This window comes from Paenibacillus sp. PastF-3, assembly GCF_029893135.1.
Classification (GTDB): domain Bacteria; phylum Bacillota; class Bacilli; order Paenibacillales; family Paenibacillaceae; genus Paenibacillus_AQ; species Paenibacillus_AQ nitricinens.
The window spans coordinates 272,424-288,963 of the sequence record NZ_JARXWM010000009.1; the positions used below are offsets into that span (position 1 = coordinate 272,424).

Annotated in this window: 16 protein-coding genes; 4 read left to right on the forward strand and 12 right to left on the reverse strand. The window is 45.5% G+C overall.

Annotated features, from left to right (window positions below; translation table 11 throughout):
* The first annotated feature begins 12 nt into the window (after positions 1 to 12).
* Positions 13 to 744: a ZIP family metal transporter gene (locus M2444_RS19505; RefSeq protein ID WP_094877600.1), complete on the forward strand. Its 732-nt coding sequence runs from the start codon at positions 13 to 15 to the stop codon at positions 742 to 744.
* Between the two features lie 123 nt (positions 745 to 867).
* On the opposite strand, the gene M2444_RS19510 is transcribed toward M2444_RS19505, so the two are convergent.
* On the reverse strand, positions 868 to 1,857 hold the full coding sequence (locus tag M2444_RS19510) for an aldo/keto reductase (RefSeq protein WP_373455898.1): 990 nt from the start codon (positions 1,855 to 1,857) through the stop codon (positions 868 to 870).
* Between the two features lie 94 nt (positions 1,858 to 1,951).
* On the reverse strand, positions 1,952 to 2,800 hold the full coding sequence (locus M2444_RS19515; RefSeq protein ID WP_094877598.1) for an AraC family ligand binding domain-containing protein: 849 nt from the start codon (positions 2,798 to 2,800) through the stop codon (positions 1,952 to 1,954).
* Positions 2,801 to 3,003: 203 nt separating this feature from the next.
* On the opposite strand from M2444_RS19515, the gene M2444_RS19520 reads away from it, so the two are divergent.
* Positions 3,004 to 3,672 (forward strand): general stress protein, encoded by a 669-nt coding sequence (locus tag M2444_RS19520; RefSeq protein ID WP_094872343.1) that lies wholly within the window; start codon positions 3,004 to 3,006, stop codon positions 3,670 to 3,672.
* A 95-nt stretch (positions 3,673 to 3,767) separates the two neighbouring features.
* Here the strand turns inward: M2444_RS19520 and M2444_RS19525 are convergent, their stop codons facing one another.
* Positions 3,768 to 4,700, reverse strand: coding sequence for a DMT family transporter (locus tag M2444_RS19525; protein WP_280787808.1), 933 nt, complete (start codon positions 4,698 to 4,700; stop codon positions 3,768 to 3,770).
* 161 nt (positions 4,701 to 4,861) lie between these two features.
* Here M2444_RS19525 and M2444_RS19530 point away from each other — a divergent pair, with 161 nt between their 5' ends.
* The gene (locus M2444_RS19530) at positions 4,862 to 6,271 is read left to right on the forward strand and encodes an aminotransferase-like domain-containing protein (RefSeq protein ID WP_280787809.1); all 1,410 of its coding nucleotides are present in this window, start codon (positions 4,862 to 4,864) and stop codon (positions 6,269 to 6,271) included.
* A gap of 136 nt (positions 6,272 to 6,407) precedes the next feature.
* Positions 6,408 to 7,088, forward strand: a complete 681-nt coding sequence (locus M2444_RS19535) for a hypothetical protein (protein ID WP_280787810.1) — start codon at positions 6,408 to 6,410, stop codon at positions 7,086 to 7,088.
* A 404-nt stretch (positions 7,089 to 7,492) separates the two neighbouring features.
* Here the strand turns inward: M2444_RS19535 and M2444_RS19540 are convergent, their stop codons facing one another.
* From M2444_RS19540 to M2444_RS19580, 9 genes are all read right to left on the reverse strand, one after another.
* On the reverse strand, positions 7,493 to 8,902 hold the full coding sequence (locus M2444_RS19540) for a nucleoside recognition domain-containing protein (RefSeq protein ID WP_094872337.1): 1,410 nt from the start codon (positions 8,900 to 8,902) through the stop codon (positions 7,493 to 7,495).
* The gene (locus M2444_RS19545) at positions 8,880 to 9,611 is read right to left on the reverse strand and encodes a FeoB small GTPase domain-containing protein (protein WP_094872336.1); all 732 of its coding nucleotides are present in this window, start codon (positions 9,609 to 9,611) and stop codon (positions 8,880 to 8,882) included. Before M2444_RS19545 ends, M2444_RS19540 begins: the two co-directional genes overlap by 23 nt.
* Positions 9,608 to 9,862, reverse strand: a complete 255-nt coding sequence (locus M2444_RS19550; RefSeq protein WP_060621666.1) for a FeoA family protein — start codon at positions 9,860 to 9,862, stop codon at positions 9,608 to 9,610. Before M2444_RS19550 ends, M2444_RS19545 begins: the two co-directional genes overlap by 4 nt.
* Before the next feature lie 276 nt (positions 9,863 to 10,138).
* Positions 10,139 to 10,597 (reverse strand): SRPBCC domain-containing protein, encoded by a 459-nt coding sequence (locus M2444_RS19555; protein WP_280787811.1) that lies wholly within the window; start codon positions 10,595 to 10,597, stop codon positions 10,139 to 10,141.
* Positions 10,598 to 10,702: 105 nt separating this feature from the next.
* Positions 10,703 to 11,659 carry a helix-turn-helix transcriptional regulator gene (locus tag M2444_RS19560; protein ID WP_280787812.1) on the reverse strand — a complete coding sequence of 319 codons (957 nt, stop codon included), beginning with the start codon at positions 11,657 to 11,659 and terminating at the stop codon, positions 10,703 to 10,705.
* An 86-nt stretch (positions 11,660 to 11,745) separates the two neighbouring features.
* Positions 11,746 to 13,692 (reverse strand): ABC transporter permease, encoded by a 1,947-nt coding sequence (locus M2444_RS19565; protein ID WP_280787813.1) that lies wholly within the window; start codon positions 13,690 to 13,692, stop codon positions 11,746 to 11,748.
* Positions 13,667 to 14,437: an ABC transporter ATP-binding protein gene (locus tag M2444_RS19570; protein WP_280787814.1), complete on the reverse strand. Its 771-nt coding sequence runs from the start codon at positions 14,435 to 14,437 to the stop codon at positions 13,667 to 13,669. The genes M2444_RS19565 and M2444_RS19570 overlap by 26 nt, the downstream gene beginning before the upstream one ends.
* A gap of 229 nt (positions 14,438 to 14,666) precedes the next feature.
* Positions 14,667 to 15,665: a sensor histidine kinase gene (locus M2444_RS19575; protein ID WP_280787815.1), complete on the reverse strand. Its 999-nt coding sequence runs from the start codon at positions 15,663 to 15,665 to the stop codon at positions 14,667 to 14,669.
* Positions 15,662 to 16,360 carry a response regulator transcription factor gene (locus M2444_RS19580; protein ID WP_094872327.1) on the reverse strand — a complete coding sequence of 233 codons (699 nt, stop codon included), beginning with the start codon at positions 16,358 to 16,360 and terminating at the stop codon, positions 15,662 to 15,664. Before M2444_RS19580 ends, M2444_RS19575 begins: the two co-directional genes overlap by 4 nt.
* Between the last annotated feature and the right edge of the window lie 180 nt (positions 16,361 to 16,540).

A 16,540-nucleotide genomic window follows, 5' to 3' on the forward strand; every position in this document is an offset into this window, starting at 1 on the left:
GGAGTTGAAAGCTTGGAATCTGCGCTTATTGGGAGCTTTGTATCGGCAATGGCTACCGTTCTTGGAGCATTTCCGATCTTGTTCGTGAAGAGGTTATCTGAGAAATGGAAGGACGTTCTCGTGGCTTTTACTGCAGGTATAATGGTATCGGCTTCTACATTTGGACTCATGCCACAAGCGATTAAAGAATCAGGTATTATCGCTTTAACCTTAGGTCTGATTACAGGAGTGCTGTTGCTTGATTTAATTGAAAACAACATCCCGCATATCGACGTGGAGAATAAACCCGGATATACCAATATGGATTCGAAGGCACTGCTCGTTTTGATTGCGCTGTTTATTCATAACATCCCAGAAGGTCTCAGTACAGGATTCAGTTATGCCAGCGAGCAGGCGAGTCTGGGTCCGACCGTGGCAATAGCTATTGGTGCGCAAAACATGCCAGAAGGATTAATACTCGCAGTCTTCCTGATGAATTCTAGAACAAGCAAGCTAAAAGCGTTGGGAATCGTTACACTTACCGGACTAATGGAGATGGTGTCTGCGGTTATTGGGTATTTCACTGCAAGCTACCTACAGAATGTAGTGGGCTATGGTCTCGCTTTTGCCGCAGGAGCGATGCTCTTTATCGTCTACAAGGAGCTGATTCCGGAGAGTCACGGTCATGGTTACGAACGGCCTTCGACGTATTCATTTATTTTTGGATTATTAATTATGGTGTATATCACGCAGATCTTTGGGTGAGTAGCGCATAAATCTACCCGTACTGAAGACATACAATATCTATATCAAAAAGAAGACCCATGAAGCGCCAGAGCAGCTTAAGCTGCCTGACCTCATAGGCCGTCTTTATGGTTTAATCTATAATTATCCTCGCAAAATCGTCTCGATTTGCTCCAGCTCTTCTGTGCTTAGCTCCGGTGCATTCAAGGAAGCGACAGCATCTTCAATCTGGCTCACCTTACTTGCGCCGATCAGAGCAGACGTGACTTTACCTCCGCGGAGTACCCAAGACAATGCTAGCTGAGACATTTTTTGTCCACGTGCAGCAGCAATCTCGTTCAGTTTGCGAACTTTGCCAATCGCCTCTTCAGTAATAGCATTCTCGGACAGGAATACACTAGGTCCAGCAGCACGAGAATCAGGAGCGATTCCGTTTAGATAGCGGTCTGTCAGAATGCCTCCTTGTAGTGGGGAGAACACAATCGAACCGATACCTTCCTCAGCCAATACATCCTGCAAGCCATCTTCAATCCAGCGGGACATCATGGAGTAGTTAGGTTGATGAATCAGGCATGGCGTTCCGAGTCGACGCAGAATTTGTGCCGCTTCGCGTGTCTGTTCAGGGTTGTAATTCGAAATCCCAACATACAGCGCTTTACCTTGACGTACAATAAGATCCAGCGCAGCCATTGTCTCTTCCAGTGGTGTATTCGGATCTGGACGGTGGTGATAGAAAATATCTACATAATCAAGGCCCATACGTTTCAAGCTTTGATCCAGACTGGAGACGAGATATTTCTTGGAGCCCCATTCGCCATAAGGACCGGCCCACATATAATATCCAGCCTTAGTAGAGATGACCATTTCATCACGATAAGGAGCAAGATCCTTCTTAAGGATTTGACCAAAGCTTTCTTCTGCGGAGCCAGCTGGGGGACCGTAGTTATTAGCGAGATCAAAATGCGTGATTCCAAGATCGAAAGCTCTTCTTGCCATCGCGCGACCATTCTCGAATAAGTCGTTTCCGCCAAAGTTATGCCATAGTCCAAGTGAGATCGCCGGAAGGAGTAGACCGCTTTTTCCAGTGCGGTTATATTTCATATTGTCATATCTGGTAGCGCTTGCGTTATACATCATTAGTTCCTCCTAAAAAGACTTATTTCTGATTAAGTTACGTCCTTATTGTAGCGAAAGATCCCGGACAAACGTATGTCAGCAAGGAAGAAGTTTATAGCACAATGTCATTTTTGAGATGACGGACACGGTATTCTTTTGGAGAACAACCTTTCACCTTCTTGAACATCCGCGAAAAGAGTAAGGGGTCCTGATAGCCGACGGAACGCGAGATCTCACCAATAGTACAGAAGGTTTCTGTCAGAAGCTCGCATGCTTTAGCGACACGGTAATTCAATAAATACTGCTGTGGTGGCATACCAATGGTCCGTTTGAACAAGGAAGATAAATATTTGCGATCCAGCTTGAGAGAAGAAGACAGCATTTCCACCGAAATGTTCTCACAATAATGTGTATGCAAAAAGTGCAGACTTTGCTCGACGTAAATACTCTTTTGACGCGGTAAAGGAAGTACATCCGGAATAGCTGGCACCGCTTGTAGTAAGAGGGAGAAAAAATCATACATAATCGCTTTTAGCGGCAGGTCAAGACAATCTGAAGTGTCGGCTGCTTCTGTCAGACGTTCGTAGAGATTAGGCATAAGCTGTTCATCCATCGGGAAGATTGGCTGCTCAGGCGACAAGGAGGTTTTGGATAAAATATAAGATACCTGTTCTCCGGTAAAGGCTACCCAGGAATAGATCCAGGGATTAGTCAGGTCCGCTGCATAAGAAGTAACGATATGAGGGTAAGTAAGAAAAGCTTGTCCCGCTTGCAGGATATGGGTCTGTTCACCCACAGATACCTTTCCAGTTCCCTCATGAATGAAATGTATTTTGTAAACGTCACGAACCCCGGGTCCGAAAAAATGCCCAGGCAGACACTGCTCCCGCCCCCAGTAATGGAGATGCAGATCGGGATTACCTCTGAAGGGTCGCTCAGAATTATAATTAAATATCGCCATGAATGCTTCAGTCTCTTTCTTTTATAGAGTTAACTTAAGGGTGATTGTGCCCACTTTCTTTTATTATACAGCATATTTTAGTGGGAACATTACTTGGAATGGTTTGCGAATTCTGTGATAGAAGTTTATCCCAGCTCAGTTTGGTTAAGTAAGCTATGAAGCTGAACGTATGAGCTAACTTTGATCACTAGGAGGTAATGGAGATGAATAAGAGAATAGTGGGTGTCTTTGCTGCCGAATACGAAGCTTCGAGGGTTATTGAAGAGTTGAAACGTCAAGGCTGCAGAACAGAGGATATATCGATTATCGCGAGAAATTCAGAGAGTGCGGATACGATTAGAGATGAATCAGGGACCCAAGCGCCGGAAGGAATAGCTACTGGTGCAGCTACGGGTGGTCTGTTGGGTGGATTAACTGGGCTCTTGATGGGGATAGGCGCTTTGGCTATTCCAGGCATCGGGCCGATCATTGCAGCCGGACCGCTTGCGGCAACACTTGCTGGAGCGGCAATAGGTGCAGGCAGCGGTGGATTAGTAGGCGGCCTAATTGGACTTGGCATTCCTGAAGAGGAAGCCAAGCGTTACGATAACTACGTGGATGAAGGCCATATTCTTGTAATGGTGGATGTAGAGGGCGAGCAGAAGGAGGAAGAAGTGAAGCGGATCTTCGTACAGCATAATAGTCTGAATGGGGATCGTTTTGAGGATATTGCGAATATGAATACAGCTGAGAATCGAAATTATGATGGTAGTGTAAAGGAAAGCGATGCGCTCCGGGCAGCTGATCAACAAGAGGCGAGAAACCTAGCTCAAGCTACCGGAACTATGGATGCCATGGATACCTTAGCAAGTGAGCGCATTAGAAATAAATAAGAAATGAATAACTTTTAGTAAAAAACAGACTATTTCACTAGCCATGGGTGAGCTGCTGAGATAGCCTGTTTTTTGTGATTTTATAAAGAGTCAGGTCATATATTTGTTTTTTTTAACCCAGAGGTGCTGATCCTTCGCTTTAGCATTAATTGCTTCAAGGCGTCAGCGTTTACGAGGATAGTTCCGGCAATGATGGTGAATACACCGAGGATCGTAACCCAATTCACAGCTTCATTATAAAAGAAAAAGCCAACCCCTACGGCAATCGGTGGAGATATATATAGCCAGGTAGAAGGAAACACAGGATTTGTCTTAGCGACAAGCCAGTAGAACAATGAATGACCGACCATCGAGCCGATTACGATCAGATAGAGCAGTGAACCTGCTGTCTCGAAAGAAAGCAGAAACTCAGGATGTACATTTTCGGTGGCTAAGGAAAGAATGAATAATAACACTCCGCCATACATCATTTGGGCTGCATTTAGTGCGATGGGAGAGACCTCAGGCATACTGTTAATTACTTTTTTAGAATAAATTGCACCTACCGCGTAACAGCACTCCCCAATAAGGACAGCTGCGCAGCCGATGAGCCATAAAGGTGAAATATCAACGACAAGATTAGGAAGAACGAGCAGCAGTACGCCAGTCAACCCGATGATACAACCATATAGGGAGATGGCAGGTGCTTTTTGCCGAAGAATAGAAGTTTGGAGCAACAGAATCATGATCGGACCAGTGGCAGAGAGGACAGCTGCTAACCCAGAAGATACATATTGTTCGGCCCAGTAGAGACCTGCAAAGGTGCCAAAGGTTAACGCAGATCCGGTGAAGAGCATTTCTTTACGCAGGAGCAGGGAGAAGCTAGCCTTTCGTTTCCAGACCATCCATAGAAATAGAACAGCACCTGCCACAAAAAAGCGTAAGCCTGCTGAAAAGAAGGGCGGCGCACCAGCATCCACACCGATTTTGATAGCTAGAAAGGTCGTGCCGAAGATCAGACATACAAGTGCATAAGCGAATAAGATCATTTTGAAAGTCCCCTTTAGTGTGTGTATATAGCGATCCTTGAACCAGTCCGTTAATCATATAGGGGAGAACATAGAACAGATGATGTTGAATAGAACAGATGACTTTAGAAATCGTGTACAATACTGTAAATAGGAGTTGTTCGGAGAGGAGTTGCAGTGAAGTGAAAAAGTCAGCGAGCGTGGAGCATAATCATCCCTTATTCCGGCAGGTATATGAATTTTTAGTGAATCGCATAGAGCGAGGGGAGTGGGGGGCACATGATAAGCTTCCTTCTATACGGCTGCTGGCGGAGGAATTAAAGGTACATCGACTGACAGTATTCAAAGCGTATAGAATGCTGACAGAGGATGGGAAAGTTTATGTAAAAGATAAATCGGGTTATTACGTATCGCCTGTTAGCTTGGTTCCTATTGTAGAAAAAGGCGCAGCAGTCACTGCCTATGCGCTCACTAATCCTCTTTCGGATATACAGAGAATGCCTGCTAAGTATCAGTTCTCACAGGCGCTGATTGATCCAGGTCTTTTGCCAAATCTTTTTCTATCCGACTATGTCAAAAAAGTGTTCGATTTATATCCCAAGGTCATGGGGACGTACTCTTCGGTTCAGGGAGATGAGGAGTTACGGGAGACGCTAAGTCGTCATTTTCGTAAGAAGCATCGGTTACAGTTATCCTCGGAAGAGCTGCTTATTACTTCAGGTGCGCAGCAGGCGATCAATCTGATATCACGAATTGTGCTCGGGCCTATGGACACGGTGCTGGTGGAGCGACCGACCTACAGTGTGGCCATGGATATTTTTCGCCGGGAGGGGGCAAGGCTGATTCCGGTGGAGATCACTCCGATGGGCTATGACTTGGAGGAAGTTGAAGCTCTGATGAAAAAGCATAGACCGCGCATGTTCTATATCAATCCGACTCATCATAATCCAACTGGATATACGGTGCCAGCGCAGCAACGTAAACTGTTGGTCGAGCTTGCCGAGCGTTATCGCTGTCTGTTAGTCGAAGATGATCCGTTCCGCGATATGTATTTTGAAGAGGAGCCCCCGCCGCCCTTTTTTGCTTACGATACCGAAGGTTGGGTGATTTATATTAGCAGCTTCAGTAAATATGTAGCCCCAGGCTTACGGATCTGTGCGGTGGCTTGTCGTTATCCGTTTATGGAGCGCTTGATCACGGCCAAATCACTCGCGGACAATGGTACTCCGCTGCTTAACCAGAAGATATTCCTACATTACTACACGTCATCACGTTTGCAACAGCATCTCGGTAAGCTGCGCATTGCACTTCAGGTGCATAAGGAGATTGTAGAGGAGGAGCTGGCTGGGACCGGGTGGGAGTGGACGCCTCCGCAAGGGGGGCTAAATCTGTGGGTGAAGCTGCCGGATCATCTCTCGGTGGAGCGATTGTTTGCCGCAAGTATGGCGCAGTCGATTGCTTTTGTGCCAGGAGAGCTGTTCGATCCGCTGGGGAAAATGAAGTCGAGCATTCGAATAAGCTACTCTTTTGCAAGCGAAGGGGTGCTACGTGAGGGGATTCAGCGGTTGATTGCAATTGCGCGGGGGGGATGAGTAAATTCAGAAGAGATGAGAGACTAGTGAAGTCTAATTCGGACGGAATGGATTAGATTTGTATAACTTGTTTGGGAATTGTTGTAACACTTTCCACGTTTGCTCCGTCTGTAAGATAAAGAAGGAGGTCATTAAGGTGCGAAAGGGTAATCTGCGAAATCCAGTGCTGATCATTCTAAGTATAACGTTAATATTTATGGCCTTGCTGACGGTGCGCCCCTCCGTTACTTATGCGTGTTCCTGTGTTGTACCTGCGGAACCACTTGAGGCGCTTGAATCAAGTTCAGCCGTCTTTACTGGGAAAGTAGTGGGCATAAAGGAGCCGAAGGGGACTATAATCTCATCTGCGGATCCAGTAAAAGTAACCTTTGAAGTCGATTCCAGCTGGAAAGGGGTCGAGGGGAATAAAGTAACATTGACCACTGCTTTATCGTCTGCCAGCTGTGGGTTTGAATTCGTGGAAGGGGAAAGTTATATCGTCTATGCGTATGCTAATGACGAAGATGACTCTGGTAAATTAGAGGCCAGTTTATGCAGTCGAACGAAGCTGCTTGCTTCGGCATCGGAGGACCTGAAGGAGCTTGGATCTAGTATATCGGCAGGAACACCTACAGCTTCTCCGAAGGCAACATCGAATCCTTCGCCGAAATCTGCAGATGGGAATAATGAGTCGACGGATGTGGCGGGGAAACCAGCTGCGGAGAGCGATTCCGTACCACTTGTTAATGTAGGGATCAGTGGAGTCATTATCGTTCTGATAGCGATAACTGGCGCTGTGCTCTACCGTCGTAGAGATGGTGGAACGCGAAAAAAATGACACTAACTGTAGGTCACGTTATGTGGTGATGAAATAAGCGGTCGCCGGAGAGTTATTCGGGCGGCCGCTTATTTATTTAAGCTGATCTTAATGAGATCAATAATTAGGGAATTCCTCCCTGTAATTTATCTTGTTTTAATCGATATCATCAATGTTCAGGGAATTCCTCCCTTTAATTCAGCAGAAATTGCCCATTTTGGCAATAATCCGCTCATTTATAGGGAGAATTTCCGCAAAAAGTTCAACTTTCACTTATAAAGTCCGAATTAGAGGGAGGATTTCCCTATAAATATTTCAAGGAGGTTAGAAATCTGTGAAACCAGCTGAAGTTAGGTAATGAAGGTGATGTAAGGTGCTGCAGGTAATCAAGGTGAAGAGGGGGAATTTCATACCGCAAGCTTACGTTACACCCACCCGAACAACCGAGCGAGTTGTGCGACTGCAAAGGTTACTCCTATGGCGATACCGAGCGGAATGACTGCTGAGAGAACAGCCCACTTCATGCTTTTCGTCTCCTTATAGATGTTCACGAGCGTAGTGCCGCAAGGATAGTGGAGCAGGGAGAACAGCATCATGTTAAGCGCAGTCAGCCAAGTCCAGCCATGTGATAAAAAGACATCTTTGATGCTGCCCAAGCTGTCGATATCGACCATAGCGCCTGAGGACATATAGCCCATAAGCAGAATAGGCAGTACGATTTCATTCGCGGGAAGTCCGAGAATAAAGGCCATAATGATAAAGCCATCCATGCCGAGCATGTGTGCAAAAGGATCAAAGAAGGCAGCCATATGATTCAGGACAGAATCTCCACCAATAAACAGGTTGCCAAGAATCCAAGTGATAATACCGGCAGGGGCAGCAACAACGATAGCCCGAGTAAGTACGTTAAGCGACTTATCTTTTGAAGAAATAAGTATGGTCTTCCAAATTTGCGGCCGGCGATAGGGCGGGAGCTCCAGTGTGTAGTGTGTTGGAACACCGCGTAGCGCAGTTTTCGACATGACCCAGGAAACCGTCAGGGTAACGATGATACCGATTAGCACCATCCCCATAAGTACGGAGGCGGTGGTGAGGGTACGGAGTGCGCCTGTCGTAGCCGCTCCTGCCATGAATAAGGAAGACAATAGAATCAATGTCGGCCAACGGCCGTTACATGGAACGAAATTGTTAGTTAAAATCGCGAGCATCCGTTCACGCGGCGATTCGATGATTCGTGTTGAGAGGATCGCGGCGGCATTACAGCCGAAACCCATAGACATGGTCAAAGCTTGCTTGCCGTGACCACCTGATTTTTTGAACAACCGGTCCATGTTAAAAGCAACCCTCGGCAGATACCCGAAATTCTCAAGCAGTGCAAACACTGGAAAAAATATCATCATTGGTGGCAGCATGACACTGATAACCCATGAGGTTCCTCGATATAATCCAAGCACAAGTACACCGTGTAGCCAAGCGGGGGCATGAATCGCCGCAAATCCGGCCGTCAGATAACCTTCAATGAAGCCGAAGAAAGAAGCAAGCCAGCTTGAAGGATAGTTGGCGCCGGCAATCGTAATCCAGAACACGATACCGAGGATGGCGAGCATAATGGGGAATCCCCATATTTTTGAAGTTACGATATTATCCAGCTTATAAGTGCTGTTCAGCTTCTTCTTATCCCTATAGGTGACTGCATCCCCGCAGATGCCTGCGGATACGCCATAGATACCACTGACAATCTCATCCCGTATCGCTCCGCCGTCAGCGAGCTTTTTTGCTGTGGACAGCAAGGAATCTAGAGGATCTAATCCCTTAGTGATAGGCGGTGACTCCATGACCGATGACCTCCTTTGCTTCAGGCAATTCTTTATTTTTCATATTCTCCTTAAGCGAAGTTAGCAAGCTGTCGTCACCATCCAATAAGCGCAGTGCAATCCAGCGTGCTGGATATTTGCTGCCAATGGTTTGCTCTACCAGAGGTGTAAGCTCTGCGATCCCTCGTTCAATCTCTTCGTTATAAGTAATAACCAGCGGCTGTGCGGTGAAAGTGCCGGTAGCCACTCGCTCCACCTGATCCAATAACGCTTCAATACCGATTTTATTGCGAGCCGATATCGCTACAACTGGCACGCCGAGACGTTTGGAAATACGTTTCAGATTAATGTCGATACCGAGTTTACGGGCTTCATCGATGAGGTTGATGCAGACTACAGCCCGCCCGGTAATCTCCAGCACTTGCAAGGCAAGGTTGAGATTTCGTTCTAGCGAGGTAGCGTCAAGCACGACTAGTGTCACATCTGGCTGTTCAAAAATAATATAATCTCTAGCCGCTTCTTCATCAGCAGAATTCGAGTATAGGGAATAGGTACCAGGAAGATCTACTGCAAGATACGTATGGTCTTTATGCTTAAACTCGCCTTCAGCAGTAATGACGGTTTTACCTGCCCAGTTTCCTGTATGCTGGCGCATGCCGGTCAGCAGATTGAAAAGCGTGCTTTTTCCAGTGTTAGGATTGCCTGCAAAAGCGACAGTGAAATGACTCATGCTTCTACACCTCCGATGACTTCTCCAAATATTAAAGAGCTTTCTTCTCTACGTAATGCAATGGTCGTGTTGCTTACCCGAAAAGCTATAGGATCTCCTAAAGGACTACGGCGCAACACCTCAACGGCATTACCGACTACAAACCCGAGATCCAGTAATCTTCTTCTAAGCACACCCTGAACTTCAATGCCGCTGATGCGCAACATACTGCCTTTAGCCGCTTCTGATAATGGAATACTAGTTCCCGACATAAGAACCCCCTTCTTTCAGTTATTGTATATTTGTATTTTTATGGTTATTATTTTGTGCAATGGAATTTTTCTTGTGGACTGACACAATATTAGTATATGTGAACAACTTTGTCCCTGCAACAAGAATGTTTCCCTAAGGCAAAATTAATTTAGACGCAGAAAAGCCCCTAACGGAAAGAAGGCTTGCGCTCTCCAGCCAAGGGGCTAAGATTGAGTCTACTCATAGGCTTGTCTTTAATTGGAATAGTCTAATCCAAGGTTTTATTAGTCGTGAAGTTACGTCCAGCTGCCAAAATCAAGCGTGCGTCCGGTTTCCACCAAGGTTTTAATATTACTTAGAACTTGCCACCATACGTTGATACTGCCAGCATACGAAGGATCTTCAGGATGCCATTCATCATGTATAAGCGTGAGCTTAGTGGTTTCACCTACCGTTTCAAGCAGCCAGGAAATACGCGATTCATATCTTTCATGTCCTTGATGATAGGAGGGGCCGACATTATGCGTGAAACGCAGTGCTTTTTGCGGAGTAAACTCCAGCAGCGTTCCATACACATGTAATGTTTCATCTCCATCTTCTCCAGGACCTACATATTCCAATAATTCGCCTTCCTTAAAAGTTGAATGGATTACGCTCCCGTAATAAATCTGTTTGGTACCTTCCGGAGAGATCAGAGTGTCCCATACCTGCTCAGGTGTGCCGCCAATATAAAATTCATAGTGAAGTTCTTTCATTCGTTATTCCTCCTTGGTTTGTAGCCTCATTTATTCCCATAGACTTATTTACACTATACAAAAGGATCACTGACAACTACGGTCAGTGATCCCAAGAAAATGATCTTAAACTTTATAATAAGCTGCTAGATCGGTAGCGATAGAGAAAAGTTTTTGTTTCAGAGCCAGAGGCTCTAGAATTCGTAGCGTTGTTCCATAAGGCAATAAGAAATATGGCATATAACTCAGCAAAGAAGGTTCGTCCACTTGAAAGCGGGCTTGTCCTTCCATGCGCTGTACCAGTGTATGTCCGAACAACCAGTGGCTGCATAGATCGTTCAAAATTCCCTCGTCAGAAGCAATGACTACGGTAATCCATTTCTCCTGAGTAGTTGACGCTGGCAGTAGGCTTTTTAACAAAAAATCACGTGCAGAGAAGTCAGCAGGACGAGTAAAGACAGCCTCTGTACGGTGTAGTTCAGTTATTCTATCGACTCGAAAGCTACGAATCTCTTGTCTCTGATGGCAATAAGCAACGGTGTACCATTGCCCTTTCCACAGTACAAGCCCATAAGGATCAATGGCGCGGGAGGAGGTTGTCTCTCCATTTCCTTTGCGATATTCCATTTGAAGGGTATGTCCATTAGCCGTCCCTAATTCTAGCTCTTGCAGTAGATGGGGAAGCGGAACGGCAGGGGAGTGGATAGTCTCAATCCCACTTTCATGGCGCTCCATTTGTTCTAATTGCTGTGCATTGCTGTACCGTTTGAGTTTGGAAATCGCTTGATTTAGCGCTTCTACATAAGGATATCCGGTTCCTCGGGCAAAGGAGGCCGCTTGCAGAAGGGAACGTTGTTCATCGGTGTCAAAGAATAATGGAGCCTCGAAAAAATGCTCCGGAAGGCTATACCCTCCACCAGGTCCGCTATCCGCGATAATTGGAACGCCACTGATACATAGTGCGTCAATGTACCGGTAAACGGAGCGGACACTGATCTCTAACGCTTCCGCCAGTTCCCCGGCCGTTCTTCCCCGTTGCTTGAGCATCCAGAGAATGGATAACATGTGATCAGCCTTAGACATGAATGCGGAACCTCCTTGCTAGGTTTATTGAATAATATAGCAAGTGTAACGTGTAAGCACGGTTCCGCCAACACAAAGAGAAGTATCTATACCATTATTTTTTTAAGACTATGAATGTACCGGGATCGTGCAATAATGAAATAAAGAGTCTGCACAGCAAGGAATGTACCGGATGTCATTAGCACGGGAAGCGTGACATCGGTGATATTCATTTGCTTCAGGATGGGCCGAATCACGACAAGGGTCTGAATGGTGGCAATCACAATCGGAATATAAAAGAGCACAGAGATCTGTTTGGTAGCAGAAGCTGACATTTCTTTGGTACTTAAACCGATTTTGGATAAAGCGGTGTACATTTGCTTATCTGTGTTCAGCTCGGTATGAAGCTTAAAAAAGAGAAAGCTGGCCGATGAAAGTGAAAAGATCAAAGCGATAAAGATGCCAATAAAACTAAATATGGCTGTTCCCTGTTTGGTTGATAGATAGCTGTCCGCTCGCGCTGTTAGTAAGCCGTTGTATTGATGATTATTAGCACTGTTGGATACTTTACTCCACTGGATAAGTTCTCTGGTGATCACAGCTTCAGGGGAGTTATCCTCAGGCGTAGGGCCATCCCATGCAGGGATTTTATATAGATATCGTACATAGGGCCTTGTGTATTCCGCTGCTGAAGAAAACTTATCATAAAAACCGTCATCTACGATTAAGAGTGAGCTTGCCATGGGGTCCATTGGATGTATCTTTGGCGTTCGAAATTCTTTTAGCAGCAGCTCTTCATCTTTCTGATTTTTCAAAAGAATCGTTCGATTCACAGCGTAATTCTGTGTCTCTATATGAGGGCTTAGCATTAATACAGCTTCTTTCTCAGATAGGGGTCCCACCTCGGGCACATTCATTTGCGGAGCCAATTGATTGAACTCTGATCGGGAGATGATATCAAGGTTAAGGAGGGTTTCTTTATCGATTCCTTGAATGGAAGCGGAGATTAGATCAACTTTATTCTCTGTATATTCGACTTTAGCATTCAGTAATTTATTATGAATAGGTTCTAAGTCTGGCGCTTTTCCCTTCGGATTATAGCTCGAATAGTTTATAGCGAATGGTGTTTTTTTATAGTGCTCCGTATTCGCTTGATTAATGGATAAAAGAAATCCAGAAGCCATACAAGCAATCGAGGTGACTACTGTAACAAGGAACAGCATTCTTGCATTGTCTTTGATCTTGTAGCTCATCTCAGAAATCCACAGCAGATTGGTCCCACGCCAAAGACGTTTACGGCGTAGCTTAAGCAAGCGTATCCCTAGTACGGATAACTGAGAGTAGAAAAAATAGGTTCCGGCAATACCTGTGACAGCAGCAACCAGTAGTGAGCTCGGAGATAATTGCTTACGAATCGCGAGAGCTCCAGCAGTCAACAGTAGAAATCCGAACAGCGAGAACAACCAGGAGACACGGGGCTCTTTTTTAGGTTTAACATTTCCCTTAAGTAGTTCAAGGACTTGATGCTTGCGAATGAACAATAATGTGAAGATCGAAATGACCAAGAATAATGAAATGAATGAGATAGAGGTCATCATTAATGCCTTCATTGGCCAATAAAATGGTAGAGGGTCCATGCCCATAATGGTCGTACTCAACAGCAAGAATAGCTTGGATAAAAGCATTCCGAAAGACATACCTGTGACGATAGAGAGCAGTCCGATGAGCATATTTTCGATAAGAATCAACTTGTTGATCTGGCCTGGACGTGCACCTAAGATCATCAGTAGGCCGAACTCCAAATTACGCATTTTCAGGAAAGCACTAATCGAGTATAGGACAAAAAAGAAAGCAAAGATAAACACAATATAAGAAGCGATTTGCATGCCGGCGGCTGAATTCAGGCCTAGCTTGATGTTCGTAACCCCAGGATGGTAAATAAACACGGAATATGAGAAAAAGATCATGACCATAAAAGCACTGCTTAAGAAAAAAGCAAAATAAGCCCGCGAATTACGCCGCACATTGTTAAACGCGAATTGAGGAAAGTTCATGACTATTCCCTCCCCAAAATGAAAGTGTGTCGATGATTTTTTGGAAGAAGGTTTGACGGTTATCTCCACGATGAATTTCTGCCGCTAGTTTTCCGTCTTTTATAAAGACGATTCGGTTGCAGTAGCTCGCTGCCAGTGGATCATGCGTGACAAGCATTATCGTCGTGCCCTCTTTATGATTAATATTCTCCAGCGATTCCATCACCGTACGTGAAGAATTAGAGTCAAGCGCACCTGTAGGCTCGTCTGCCAATATAATTGAAGGAGAGGTGATGATTGCCCGGGCAATTGCGGTCCGCTGACGTTGGCCACCCGAAATTTCATAGGTGCGTTTGCTCAGAATATCGGTAATGTTTAAGCGTTCTGCGACTCTTTGCAGCAAAATCTCCATCTGCGAGAGTTTACGATTGTCCAGCGTTAGGGGCAGTACAATATTCTCAGCAACGGTTAATGTCTCAAGCAGGTTAAAATCCTGAAACACAAAGCCTAGTTGTTTGCGGCGAAAGTGTGCGAGCTCTTTTTTATTCAAAAGATAAGGGTTGCTGCCATTGATATTCACCTCGCCAGAGGAGGGCTGGTCGATCGTGGAAACCATGTTAAGCAGTGTTGTTTTACCGCTACCGGAGGGGCCCATGATGCCTACAAATTCACCTTGTTCAATATTGAGATGGATATCGGTGAGAGCTTGGGTCGCTATTTTCCCGGGGTATACCTTATGAAGTCCTTTGACCTCTAAAACATTCATATCATCCATTCCTTCCGTTGCAAAAGTGAGTTTCTCATCCCTCACGAAGCGGGGACGGGTTATGTGTATAATGTATAAAATTGAGCGATAAGCTGCTATGGATTTACCTTAACGTTATCTTACAACGTGCTTAAGGTTATGTTCGTACTGGACTGGGATGAACAGATATGCAAAGAAGAAGAACCTCATAGCCATGATTGCTGACTACGAAGTCCTCTCGTTCTTATCTCTATAGATGATTACTATTGCTGAATATGAGTCGCACACGGGTTCCTTCTCCGAGTTGAGATTGAATTTCCACCTTATGTTCAAGCCTGCTGCAAATCTCCCTTACGAGGTACAGACCCATACCTGTCGATTCATGATAATGGCGTCCACGATCCCCCGTAAAGTAGGGATTAAACACACGCTTTAGATCTTCAGGAGAAATGCCGATGCCTTGATCGGTAATATCCAGAACCGTGTCGGTGCCCACACGCTGGGCTGAGAGGGTAACAGTTTTGGCAGTATTGGAGGCGGGGGTATAATTCACGGCATTGGTTAAGATTTGGGTAAGAATAAACATCAACCATTTGGCATCGCTATATACTGCTAGATTGGCATCCACCTGTACATCTACTTGTATACCTCTGCGTATGAATAGTCTGCGATTCTCGGCTACCGCCTCACTAACTATTTTGCGCAGAAGTAACGGTTCAACCTGAAAGTCATTTTCAAATCGGTCAAGCCTTGCCGTGTAAATAACCATCTCCAGCCCCCCGCGCAGACGTTCTAATTCCTCCTGAATACTTGCGGCGGTTTCCTCTTCAAGATCCTTTAGCGTGAGCTGAATGACAGAGAGTGGAGTCTTCATCTGATGAACCCAGCGATTCATGAATACGATATGCTGATTCATCTGACGGATATGCCCATTTACCTGCTCCTGATACTGACAGTCAATAAGCTGCAATAGCTCATGAATTGCTTCTGACAGAGGCGTTTCCCCTAAGGATACGGGATGATTTTGGAGTGAGTCCATAGGATCGCTTAGTGCTGCATACAATTTCCGGTGCTGAACATATCGGTAGCCTAAAAATAGTAAAAGAACTACGGTGCTAAGAGCGATTCCATAGAGCATGATAGAGATCGGTCGGTTCTCACCAGACAGCCAATACAGCAAGGGAATAAGCAACATTTGAAGCAGATAGAACAGGATTAGCGGAATCTGGTCTTTCCAAAATAGCCTCATGGCATATCCTTAGTGACATTAAGCCGATACCCAGCGCCTCTTACAGTTTCCACAATATCGCCAAGACCAAGATCCTTGAGTTTTTTGCGGACACGGGTTATGTACACATTTAATGTATTGTCATCTATAAAATGCTGATCCTTCCACATGAGATCAAGTAGACGCTCCCGGTTAACGACACGTCCTTCTTTTAGCAATAAGGCCTCCAGCAGAACGGATTCTTTTTGAGTCAGCTCGCTAGTATGTCCGTCGTATTGGATGACATAACGTTCAGGATAGAGGATTAAGCCTCCAGACTGGAGCTTATGCTCTTCCTGGGTCTGTGAGTAAGATCCGTATACTCTGCGGATGTGGCTGCGGATTTTGGCAAGCACAACCTCATAGTGAAAAGGTTTGGTGATATAATCATCCCCGCCATTCTCTAGCGCCATCACCTGATCCATTCCACTGTCCCGTGCAGAGATGAATAGAATAGGGCAGAGAGAGAGCGAACGAATCTGGCGGCACCAGTAAAATCCATCGTATTTTGGCAGATTGACGTCCAGTAGAACAACGTCCGGATGAGTGTCATTAAAAATCTCCAGTACCCTGTTGAAATCCTCTATTATCACCGTACGAAATTCATATTTAGATAGATACGTGCTTAAAAGGCTCGCAAGTTTAGCATCGTCCTCTATGATTAGAATCGTTTCCATATATTCACTCCTTTGTTCAGTTATACAGTACCATGGACAAGGAAAAATATGCAAAAGTGAGTCAAGCCTAGCCTTCCGGAAGCCCCAACCCCAACCCCAACCCCAACCCCAACCCCAACCCCAACCCCAACCCCAACCCCAACCCCAACCCCAACCCCAACCCCAACCCCAACCCCAACC

Coding starts and splice junctions, on each gene's coding strand:
- M2444_RS19510 (WP_373455898.1), bottom strand. CDS start 1,857: ATGTATAACGCAAGCGCTACCAGATATGACAATATGAAATATAACCGC.
- M2444_RS19525 (WP_280787808.1), bottom strand. CDS start 4,700: ATGATCTTATTCGCTTATGCACTTGTATGTCTGATCTTCGGCACGACC.
- M2444_RS19575 (WP_280787815.1), bottom strand. CDS start 15,665: ATGAGGCTATTTTGGAAAGACCAGATTCCGCTAATCCTGTTCTATCTG.
- M2444_RS19540 (WP_094872337.1), bottom strand. CDS start 8,902: ATGGAGTCACCGCCTATCACTAAGGGATTAGATCCTCTAGATTCCTTG.
- M2444_RS19565 (WP_280787813.1), bottom strand. CDS start 13,692: ATGAACTTTCCTCAATTCGCGTTTAACAATGTGCGGCGTAATTCGCGG.
- M2444_RS19560 (WP_280787812.1), bottom strand. CDS start 11,659: ATGTCTAAGGCTGATCACATGTTATCCATTCTCTGGATGCTCAAGCAA.
- M2444_RS19555 (WP_280787811.1), bottom strand. CDS start 10,597: ATGAAAGAACTTCACTATGAATTTTATATTGGCGGCACACCTGAGCAG.
- M2444_RS19520 (WP_094872343.1), top strand. CDS start 3,004: ATGAATAAGAGAATAGTGGGTGTCTTTGCTGCCGAATACGAAGCTTCG.
- M2444_RS19580 (WP_094872327.1), bottom strand. CDS start 16,360: ATGGAAACGATTCTAATCATAGAGGACGATGCTAAACTTGCGAGCCTT.
- M2444_RS19515 (WP_094877598.1), bottom strand. CDS start 2,800: ATGGCGATATTTAATTATAATTCTGAGCGACCCTTCAGAGGTAATCCC.
- M2444_RS19545 (WP_094872336.1), bottom strand. CDS start 9,611: ATGAGTCATTTCACTGTCGCTTTTGCAGGCAATCCTAACACTGGAAAA.
- M2444_RS19570 (WP_280787814.1), bottom strand. CDS start 14,437: ATGAATGTTTTAGAGGTCAAAGGACTTCATAAGGTATACCCCGGGAAA.
- M2444_RS19550 (WP_060621666.1), bottom strand. CDS start 9,862: ATGTCGGGAACTAGTATTCCATTATCAGAAGCGGCTAAAGGCAGTATG.